The organism is Lacticaseibacillus manihotivorans DSM 13343 = JCM 12514 (assembly GCF_001435035.1).
In the GTDB taxonomy this organism is placed as follows: Bacteria; Bacillota; Bacilli; order Lactobacillales; family Lactobacillaceae; genus Lacticaseibacillus; species Lacticaseibacillus manihotivorans.
On the sequence record NZ_AZEU01000129.1, the window covers coordinates 1 to 9700 of the forward strand.

The 9700-nt window shown below is 45.4% G+C and carries 8 protein-coding genes and 1 pseudogene; 1 reads left to right on the forward strand and 8 read right to left on the reverse strand.

The window, feature by feature from the left end; genetic code table 11:
* Window positions 1-11 precede the first annotated feature (11 nt).
* The 8 genes and pseudogenes from FD01_RS06915 to recX all read right to left on the reverse strand — a co-directional run bounded on the left by FD01_RS06915 (window position 12) and on the right by recX (window position 8098).
* The gene (locus FD01_RS06915; protein ID WP_056963410.1) at window positions 12-1256 is read right to left on the reverse strand and encodes a family 43 glycosylhydrolase; all 1245 of its coding nucleotides are present in this window, start codon (window positions 1254-1256) and stop codon (window positions 12-14) included.
* Window positions 1257-1271: 15 nt separating this feature from the next.
* Window positions 1272-2318, reverse strand: coding sequence for a family 43 glycosylhydrolase (locus tag FD01_RS06920; protein WP_056963412.1), 1047 nt, complete (start codon window positions 2316-2318; stop codon window positions 1272-1274).
* A 3-nt stretch (window positions 2319-2321) separates the two neighbouring features.
* The gene (locus FD01_RS06925; protein ID WP_164480463.1) at window positions 2322-3767 is read right to left on the reverse strand and encodes a glycoside hydrolase family 1 protein; all 1446 of its coding nucleotides are present in this window, start codon (window positions 3765-3767) and stop codon (window positions 2322-2324) included.
* A 24-nt stretch (window positions 3768-3791) separates the two neighbouring features.
* Window positions 3792-5104 (reverse strand): annotated as a pseudogene (locus tag FD01_RS16965) (PTS sugar transporter subunit IIC).
* Between the two features lie 120 nt (window positions 5105-5224).
* Window positions 5225-5995 carry an AraC family ligand binding domain-containing protein gene (locus FD01_RS06940; protein ID WP_056963419.1) on the reverse strand — a complete coding sequence of 257 codons (771 nt, stop codon included), beginning with the start codon at window positions 5993-5995 and terminating at the stop codon, window positions 5225-5227.
* A gap of 134 nt (window positions 5996-6129) precedes the next feature.
* Window positions 6130-6645: a hypothetical protein gene (locus FD01_RS06945; RefSeq protein WP_054718660.1), complete on the reverse strand. Its 516-nt coding sequence runs from the start codon at window positions 6643-6645 to the stop codon at window positions 6130-6132.
* A 57-nt stretch (window positions 6646-6702) separates the two neighbouring features.
* Complete coding sequence (ntdP, locus tag FD01_RS06950; RefSeq protein WP_054718662.1) at window positions 6703-7239, reverse strand: nucleoside tri-diphosphate phosphatase; 537 nt, start codon at window positions 7237-7239, stop codon at window positions 6703-6705.
* A gap of 67 nt (window positions 7240-7306) precedes the next feature.
* The gene (gene recX / locus FD01_RS06955) at window positions 7307-8098 is read right to left on the reverse strand and encodes a recombination regulator RecX (RefSeq protein ID WP_056963421.1); all 792 of its coding nucleotides are present in this window, start codon (window positions 8096-8098) and stop codon (window positions 7307-7309) included.
* Window positions 8099-8165: 67 nt separating this feature from the next.
* Here recX and FD01_RS06960 point away from each other — a divergent pair, with 67 nt between their 5' ends.
* Complete coding sequence (locus FD01_RS06960; protein WP_056963423.1) at window positions 8166-9677, forward strand: helix-turn-helix domain-containing protein; 1512 nt, start codon at window positions 8166-8168, stop codon at window positions 9675-9677.
* Window positions 9678-9700 lie beyond the last annotated feature (23 nt).

Consider the following 9700-nt stretch of genomic DNA (forward strand, 5'->3'; position numbering starts at 1 on the left):
ATTCCGCCGGATTATTTTGAATATTGGCCGCCGGAATAGCGTGCCGCGCGACACAACATGATCTGAAGTACGGCAGACCCAGTGCTCTGGACATCAATCGCTTGCCAAGGCTGACTGCTTTCAATATATCGAAAAACTGCGCGATCGCCATTTTCAATATTCGTGAGTTGCTCACCGAATTGAGAACCCACATCAATAAATAAACTACCATGAACTTCGCAAGCTTGGTATCCCATCAAGGGTTCGTTCGGCCCAAATGGTGCCCCAGGTCCTTGAGAAGTCATTGGAACTTCCTTAATGTTGCCATCGTCATCGATTGAAATCGGTTCAATGCACAAACGCCGGTGTTTTTGGCTACCACGGCTTGACCGGTGATAAAAAATATACCATTGCCCATGAAATTGTTCGATTGAGCCATGATTGTTCCAGCTTTGGGGATCACAAAATGCGTTATCGATAATAATGCCACGGTAAGTGAACGGTCCAAGCGGATTTTTGCTCGTTGAATAGCCTAGCGCAGTCGGTTTCCCGCGTTGCATATTCGCATAGACATAATAGTAGGTATCGCCTATTTTGCGCATCGAAGAGCCTTCGTGAAAATAATGCTCCTGTTCAGTTACCAGATTATCGACAATTCGATCACGATTCAATGAATGCATGTCTGAATCCAATTCAACACCGTGTGAAAACAATTGTCCCCAATATAAATATCGGCGGCCGTCGTCATCGACAAACACAGACGGATCAATGCCACCGATCGGCAATTGGCGAGGTGCTGAAAACGGGCCTTCCGGATGTTCACCGATTGCAACACCTTCAGTATCATCCGACATATCAAAGTATAAATAGTACCGACCGTCGTGATAAATACAGTCAGGGGCAAACAACAGCGGTGGTTTTTGTTCGGAAGCATGCAGCTCAAACGCTTGCTTCATATCTTTCCCGTCTTTGGCATCTTGCTGCAGCATCTTTTGCACAAAAGGAGTGGGATGTTGCCAATCAATCCCAGGATAGTGTGGGGCATTAGGATCATCGAACCAAGGGACTTGGTGCCCGTTAAATGCCTCGGGATGGATTTGCCAATGTTGCATGTCTGCAGTTGAAGCAACGTGATATTTATCACTGCAAAAAACATCTTCTCGTTCATCAAAACTGCCATAGATATACAATTTGCCATCAGGCATCACTCGGGCTTCACTATCAGGAATATGAATATCTAAAGGTAAAATTGGATTGTGCGTATTCTCAAATGTCACAAAATCCCTCCTTAATTATAATTGCCATTCATCTTGCCAAATAATCTGTGGTTGACCTGATTCAAAGCTGATCGGTAGCCACACATAATCCGAAATTGATGAGTTGATCCGCATCGCTGCCAGATCCTCTGCAGTTAACTCGAATTGAATTGATGGATCAAACATCCGTTTAAACTTATCAGCAGTTTGCGCATACCCTTCACCACTGGAGAATTTCTCGCCTTCTGTTTCCGCCAAGTTCGGTACCCAGCGATCGGCAATGGCGATATACAAGTCTTTGCCTGCCACTTTTAAAACCGAGCTGATTTGTGAGTTAAAGGAAGTATCGGTATGGTCATCAACATGCGGATCAGTCAACAAGCGATAAGGGCCATGAATATCTTGAGCACAAACCAACTCTGAAGGATTTGGATGATACCCGGTGGTCCCAGATGTTAAGAGATAATGCATTTCACCACGTTTAAAATACGCTGGTGCTTCTCGCGCAAATGGTGGACCTGAACGGTGTAAATGTTCCGTGTAATAGCCACTTGCCTCAGTATATGTGTCATCTAAGTCCGCAATGTACACAGATTGATGAGGTTTTTGACTGATCAAATAGGCGCGATCGGCTTCAACAGTTAAATCGAAATCCCCAACATCTAAACCGCAGGGATTATAATGCGCATGCTTCAATGTATAGGGGCCGGTAATCGCATCAGCGGTTAAAATAGCGAAGCTTCCACGCTCCCCCATTACTTTGAGCCATGCGACGAATTGATGCGTCAAAGGATTATAAATGATATGTGGGCGATCCATCATCGATTCTGGGTATAACGGTGAATGAGGATCGGATAAATCAGGCGGGATGATAATCCCCTCACTATCCCAATTGTAAAGGTCCGTTGAGGAATAGCAGCGCACGCCCCAATGCCAAATTTTCGACTGACCAGTGGTTTTTTCCTTATTCTCACCGTACCAATAGTACTTCCCTTGGTGAAATAACACACTGCCACCATGCGCTTGAATCCGATCACCGTGATTATCTAACCATACTTTTCCTGGATGAAATGAGGAATTCATGCTTCATTTGACCTCCTGATCTGCTTGTAACACTTGCTTGGCACCATTTTCGGCAATGACGCGTTGATACCACCAAAAGCTATCTTTTCTGATCCGCTGCAGGGTGCCTTTGCCTTGATTATCTTGATCGACATAAATAAAGCCGTAGCGTTTCTCCATTTCACCTGCAGCTGCACTAATGATATCGATACAACCCCAAGCGGTATAACCAAATACGTTCACCCCATCAAGATTGATCGCGTCATTTAATGCTTGTAAATGTTGGCTCAAATAATTGATTCGATAGTCATCATGAATCGCACCATCATCGGTTAACTGATCATGCGCACCTAAACCATTTTCCGCAATGAATAATGGCACGTGGTAGCGATCATACAGATAGTTGCAAGACAATCGTAATCCGAGCGGATCAATTTGCCATCCCCATTCGCTCTTGGGAATGTATGGACTTTCAAAAGCATGGATGACATTCCCTTGCGCCTCCGTTTGTCCAGCAGAATCAGCTGAAATCACTGCAGTACTGTAGTAACTGAATGACAGGAAATCAACAGGATTGTTTGCCAGCAACGCTTCATCGTCTGGCAACATCTGGATGTTGATCCCATGACGCTTGAAATATTGTAATTGAAACTCAGGATAGTGGCCTTTGATCTGGACATCAGCAAAAAAGAATTTTTCCTGCTCAGCCTTTAAAGAAGCCAGCATATCTTCCGGCTTCCCAGTCAGCGGATAAATTGGTGAATACCCTAACATCGCGCCAACATGTTGTTCAGTGGATAACCCACGAGCAAATGCTACACTCAAGCTGCTGGCAACAAATTGATGATGGACGGCTTGATAGATATGTTGTTCACGATCTGGATCACTCATTTTCACGTCAACACCTAGCGTTTGTAGCGGTGCATACAACGCCATGTTGATTTCGTTAAACGTCAGCCAATAATGGACTTGATGCTGATAGCGCGTCATGACTGTTTTGACAAAGCGCATAAAGAACTTGATGGTGTCACGGTTTTCCCAACCACCATATTCAGTGACGAGATGTAAAGGAATTTCAAAATGAGACAAGGTGACCAACGGCTCAATATTGGCAGCACGTAAGGCTTTAAAAACATGGTCATAATACTCAAGCCCTTTTTCGTTGGGCTGGTCATCATCCCCATTGGGAAAAATGCGGGACCAGGCGATCGACATCCGCAAAACTTTAAATCCCATTTCTTCAAACAACTTAATATCTTCAGCGTAACGATGATAAAAGTCGATCCCGTTATGCGTGGGGTAGTAGCCCTTTGGATCGTATTTTAAGGGATCAATAGGGGTAAAAACGTTACGATTGCCTGGCGCGACATCTTGAATTGACGGGCCTTTACCATCAACATTCCAGGCACCTTCGCTTTGGTTTGCAGAAATTGCGCCTCCCCATAAGAAGTCTTTTGGAAATTCTGTCATCTTCATATTGTTCCTTTCTAACGATTACTTCGTCGCATCTTCAAACCCTTTTGCGACGTTGTTTAAAGTCGCTTCTTGCGTTTCTTTAGCCTGGGTCAGCTGGGTCTTCTCGTAGGCCTTAAAGAACGGCAGGTACATCACATAACTCAATGCAATCAACACGATCGTCCAAACACCCCAAGTCCATCCGCCTTGTAAAAATTGGTTGACAATAATGGGGGCCCCAGTAATTGAAGAAATCCCAGTAGGCATCGCGATCAAGCCAATTTTCGTGATGATGTAGCCAAGAATGGTGGATAGCAAAGGGCCAAAGATGAATGGCACTGCGATCAGTGGATTCATAACAATTGGTATCCCAAAAATAATCGGTTCGTTGATCCCAAAGATACCCGGAACTAAAGCAAGTTTCCCCAAGGCACGGTTCGTCGGAAGTTTTGAAGTTAACATGTTCAACACCAAGCCTAAAGTATTCCCTGCACCGCCAGCAAATGCACACAAGAAGAAGAATTGCATCGAAACAATTGAAACCGCTGGGTGCCCGCTGTTAAAAGCAGCTAGATTCTTCATATCGATCGACGCCCAAATTGGATAAAAACGGATAATGTGATCATGGTCCCATGAATACCAAGCGTCCACATCACGCCAGTGAACAACACAGCAATTAATAATGCCGGTAACGTACTGCCAAGTCCAGTCAATGGGACGGCCACGATTTGGTAAATGAATCCGTGTAAACTGGCAAATTTCGTGTGAGAAAAGCCAAATGATAAGGCCATGGAAATGATGGCGATCGCCAGTCCTGGTAAGATCGCGCCAAACATGCGCGTGACGACCGGCGGCACAGAATCAGGCATCTTGATGACAATGTTTTTGTCAATGAAGAAACAATATAATCTTGCACTCAGCAAACCCACGATCATTGCGCCAAATAGTCCTGCGGCACCTAACCATTGTGCAGGGATCGCACTCATGGCACCAGTCTTGTCAAAAGTTAATGGTGTGATAAACAGAAATGCCATTAATGCCAAAATACCAGCAGTCAGGCCATCTTTCTTGTCGGAATGAGCAAACTGATAAGCGATTGAAAAGACTGCGAATAATGCAAATAAGTTCGTCCCGATTTCGTTAGGCAACACCATAATTTTTTTCAAGCCGGTACTGACTAAAAAGTTTTGATAAGCGGGAATGCTTAACTGATTGAAAATACTCCCGATCGCCCCCACCATCATCAGCGGCATGGTGGCCATTAAACCGGTACTGATGGCAGAAACGTAACGATTTTGTTGAATCGCTGTACTGGTTTTGACAACCTTATTCAAGATATTCTGCGTGTTCATTGCTTACTACCTCCTTTTGATTATGGCTTTATTGTAGCCTGCAAGCCCTTCCAGAAAATGCATCAATTTATGCTTTTTGATGTATCAAAAAAGACCAGTTCGCAGCACTGATCTTTTGAGTTACCTTGAAGCGCGATATTGACTAATACTCATGCCAAACTCAAAGGTCACGTTTTGATAATTTTCCCGGACATAGGCAATAATGTCTGCATAGGAAACTTGCGAGCGCCGATTGGGTAATTTTACCTTTAGATTTGTCTGAGTATGACTGAGCCGAGAGGTCACCAACAACAAGAGTTTCATTGCGATCATAATGGTTTGGGCGGAATTGACTTGATTACCATAATATTCTTTTAACATCAGATTGACCATTTGTGCGAGTTCATGATCAGGCGCAAAAGCAATAAAGTTCTCATGTTCACTATAATGCGATGATGCGCGTAAAAAGAATTCTTGAAGCTCGGATTCGGGCACAAGTTGATCGATCAAATCTTGAGAAATAAATTTTGGGTCAAAAATAAAGTTGACCACAATATCAGCTTGTCCGAGTACGCGCATGGTGTGGCGAACATGTTGATCAATCAACACCATGCTTCCGGTAGTAAACGATAACAATTGCCCATTCAATAAATACTGACAATTTCCGTGATACACATAGCTCAATTCAACATAATCTTGAATATGTTCAGGTATGAGAATTCCCCGCGGTTGCTTTGAAATTTCGATTTGATCATGAGAGGTTTTGCTGAACGCCAAAAGTGCTTTGTGTTTGTATGTCGTCACCGTCGGTTTGAAGACATCAGTCAGTTCGCGAAGTTTTCGGTCGTCATTTTTTAGTCGCTCTAACATATCCTTTCGAAATAAAATCTCATCCAGTTGCGATAACTCCATCGTCACTCACCTCACTGCGATCAAATCAATCGTCCTATCAGTAGCATAGCATATTCCGGTTGAATCATCGCATTCAAAAAAGCATCCCAAAAATGAGATGCTTTCTCGCTTTAAACTAAAATGACCCAACTGCTTTAATCAAATTCGTCGTAGCCTTCCAATTGATCCAAGTTGATGTAAAGCGTGTGCTTGACTTGATCGACTTGGCCATCATTGAGACAATATTCTTCCATATAAAAAGGTTTATCAGTTTGCCCGATGTGTTGCGGCAATGGGAAGCCGTCTTTTTCCAGGCGTTCCAAACCTTTCATATAAGTGGTTTGCACTGGCAACATGCTCAACACCCCGTTTGCTGGTTCAACGGATTGGCCGATGGTGCCAGCGGGCAACTTCAACTTTTCCAAACCTTCAGGCGCCACAGCATCTTTTGGTAAAATGCTCCCGATCCAGTATTGGAACGCGCCATAAGGGTTGAAAATCAACAAATACGTGCGGTTCGGCGCATCAGTTTGCTTGTCCAAGGCGTCAAAATGCCCAGCGGCAGTGAATTCGTCCCAGCATGACGCAAACGTGCCCATTTGGTCGATATCTTCTGGCATATACACATGCCCGACAAAACTCATTTCCGGTTGGTTCAATAATTCCGTCATATTGTCCTCCTGATTTAAAATAAAAAGTCAGGGTTCGCCCCTGACTAGTATTTGGGTCTACACCCGGTGAGAGAGCTGCAAGTACCGGTTGTACCACAAGTCGATATAACTTTGGGAAAATGGTCCCTTGCCATGGTTGATCCAGTCGACTAACACTTTGACATTGGCTTTTAAGATGCGATCGGTCGTGGCTGGATATTGCCAGCGGCGGCGGTGCGCCTCGTATTCGTCAACGTCTAACAAGCGTTTTTCCCCGTCTGGGAACACTTTGACATCGAGATCATAATCAATATATTTCACCGCTTCCATATCCATGGTATACGGCGTGGCTAAGTTGCAATAATACGACACGCCGCCTTCTCGGATCATGGCGATGACATTAAACCAATAATGCTTGTGGAAGTAGATAATTGCCGGCTCGCGGGTCAACCACCGCCGGCCATCGCTTTCGGTCACTAAGGTGTGATCGTTACAACCGATCAATGCGTCTTCGCTGGTTTTGAGAACCATTGTATCTCGCCATGTGCGGTGTAGGCTACCATCGTGCTTGTAGCTTTGGATGGCGACTGAATCGCCTTCTTTGGGTATCCGCATCTTAAACCAGCTTCCTATTGATCTGTACCGCACAATTATACCAAAAAGATTTCTAACAATCTACAAGTCAGTCGTTAAACTCAGCCAATACCGCATCGATGGCATCCAGCTCATAGCCTTTCCGAAATAAGGCCATTTTCACCCGGTTACGCCGATCGAAACCTTCATATTTACGCTTTAGTCGCCATTGTTTTTCTGCATCTTGCACCAAGCGCTCGTGTTCGCCATCCTCATCTGGTTGTAAATCTAATTCGGTCAACATCGCATCGGCGACATCTCCGGAGAATCCTTTTTTGATCAAGGCCAAGCGAATTTTTTGTTGGCGTTTGAAAAAAGGCTCGCGCGTCGATTGGTTCGCCGACTTTTTGGCGGCGCGCCGAGCTGCTGGCAACCAATGATCTGGGTCCACTTCACCTAATGACGCCTGGATCACTTGGTCACTCACGCCACGCTGGATCAATTTCTGCGAGACGACGCCAGGGCCTTTATCGCCGAGAGCCAACGCATCGTTAATGAACGACTGGGCATATTGATCATCATCGAGATAATGCAAATCGGCTAAATAAGTCAGCGTGTGTTGAATCACATCTGCTGGGATCTCAGCGGTTTTGAGTTTTTCAGCCACTTCATGGCGCGTGCGCTGTTGCCCAGAGAGAAAATTTAGTGCAGTGCTATTGGCTTCGGCTTGTTGTTGGGCGGCTAAGACGTCTTTTAGTGCCAGTTCGTCCAACACCATCCCTTTGGTCAAGCGGAATTTCACCAGCGTGCTTTCGCTGATCCCAAAAGCAAATTTTTCATCTAAAAATAAATTGAAGCGCCCGGCGCGTTTTTGCGGGGTGATTTTTGTGATGGTTGGCATGACTTTCCTTTCTTGGCAAGCGTTTGATGTGCTATACTTACGGTAATTTCATGTGAGGAGACTAACGATGTTTGAAGCTTACTTCTTCGATAAACGGGCAACGATCAACTACCGCGTCTATCGCGTGCTCAAAGCCCTACAAAATACAGCTTTCACCGTCAACAAATTGAGCCAAGAAGCGCAGCTCAGCTACTCACAAACCTACAATGCCTTTCAAGACATCATGGCGGATCTGCAAACGATGAGTCCCAAAACTGTGTCCACCGCTGACGAAGAAGCGTTCAACATTCTCGCCCAAAATGTATCGGTGGACCAGTATCGCTTCCACTTGCTGAACCATTCAATGGCGTTTGCCTTTTTTGATTATTTATTCAAAACGCCAACGCCTGATGTGCATGATTTTTGTACCGAACATGATATCAGTATCTCCACTTTACGCCGCCGCGTGGAGCCCTTCAAGGCCTACTTACAATCCAAAGGCGTCACCTTAAACACCAGTGCTTGGGGCCTTGAAGGCAGCGAGTTGCGGATTCGCATGGTGATTTTAAACTTCTTTATTTTAGGCTATCGCGGCGCAGGCTGGCCTTTAGGCAACGCCGACTGCGAACTGTGTTTAACCGAATGCTCGCGAATCGCCCATACTTATCAAGGCCAATGGTTCACCGCTGACCCGAGTTTGGCAAAACAAGATTTGCTGGCCATGATGGTCCAACATATGCGCATGCAACAAGGCAACGTGTTACCACAAGAAGTTGCGTTTACGCGCTTGACCCAAGCGCCTGGTGCGCAAGTCTTACCTGATGTGATTCAAGCAGATAAAGCTTGGGTATCGACCAATGAAAGTGGCTTTTTCTACTTCTGTCGGATCCACTTTTTATCACTTGGCACCAAGCCTACCGCCGCGGATCATTGGTTAATCGACCACTTTAAGCGCCGCGATAGTGTAGTGGCGCATTTTGCCGATGGGTTGATCCATTACTTAGTCGCGCAAAACCCAGACCTCCTAGAAGTCACCGCCCACGACCATGAATTATTGCGCGCCAACTTATATCGCATCACCTATTCTTACTGGTTGTTTGGTGGCGACTTCTCCAAACGCTTGGATTTTTACGATGAAGACCGCAATGCTGCGGCGTTTGGCCGCTTGCCTGCCTTGATCGATACTTATTTTCAAAATCTCGAAGGCGATGCCGCGGCGATGCGCCCTTATCAAGGCATCATGCGCCGGATCATTTACGGCGTGGTGCGCGACGACTTCCCAGAACTGGATGCCGATCACCAACTTTCCGTGGCGGTGTTGATCGAACCTGGGACTTTCACCTTACGCGACATTTTGCATTTCTTAGATGGGATCAGCTTTGTCAAATTGGCTGAAAATACGGAGCATCCAGATGCCGATGTGATCATTACCACGCTGACCTCATCAGAATTGATCGATCAATATTACGGCAATGACCACGCCCCATTGATCCAATGGCAAACCATCGCCCAAGAAGAAGATTACTACCGCTTATACGCAGAATTGATGCGTCGCCATGAAGAAAAGAATGGAAATTTGTCAACTGGTGTTGAAGGATAGTTTTTATCCCTTGAAGGCCTTCC

Bases quoted from the DNA above. Each gene is read 5' to 3' on its own strand.
- FD01_RS06925 (WP_164480463.1), bottom strand. From the start codon at position 3,767: ATGACAGAATTTCCAAAAGACTTCTTATGGGGAGGCGCAATTTCTGCA.
- FD01_RS06940 (WP_056963419.1), bottom strand. From the start codon at position 5,995: ATGGAGTTATCGCAACTGGATGAGATTTTATTTCGAAAGGATATGTTA.
- recX (WP_056963421.1), bottom strand. From the start codon at position 8,098: ATGCCAACCATCACAAAAATCACCCCGCAAAAACGCGCCGGGCGCTTC.
- FD01_RS06920 (WP_056963412.1), bottom strand. From the start codon at position 2,318: ATGAATTCCTCATTTCATCCAGGAAAAGTATGGTTAGATAATCACGGT.
- FD01_RS06960 (WP_056963423.1), top strand. From the start codon at position 8,166: ATGTTTGAAGCTTACTTCTTCGATAAACGGGCAACGATCAACTACCGC.
- ntdP (WP_054718662.1), bottom strand. From the start codon at position 7,239: ATGCGGATACCCAAAGAAGGCGATTCAGTCGCCATCCAAAGCTACAAG.
- FD01_RS06945 (WP_054718660.1), bottom strand. From the start codon at position 6,645: ATGACGGAATTATTGAACCAACCGGAAATGAGTTTTGTCGGGCATGTG.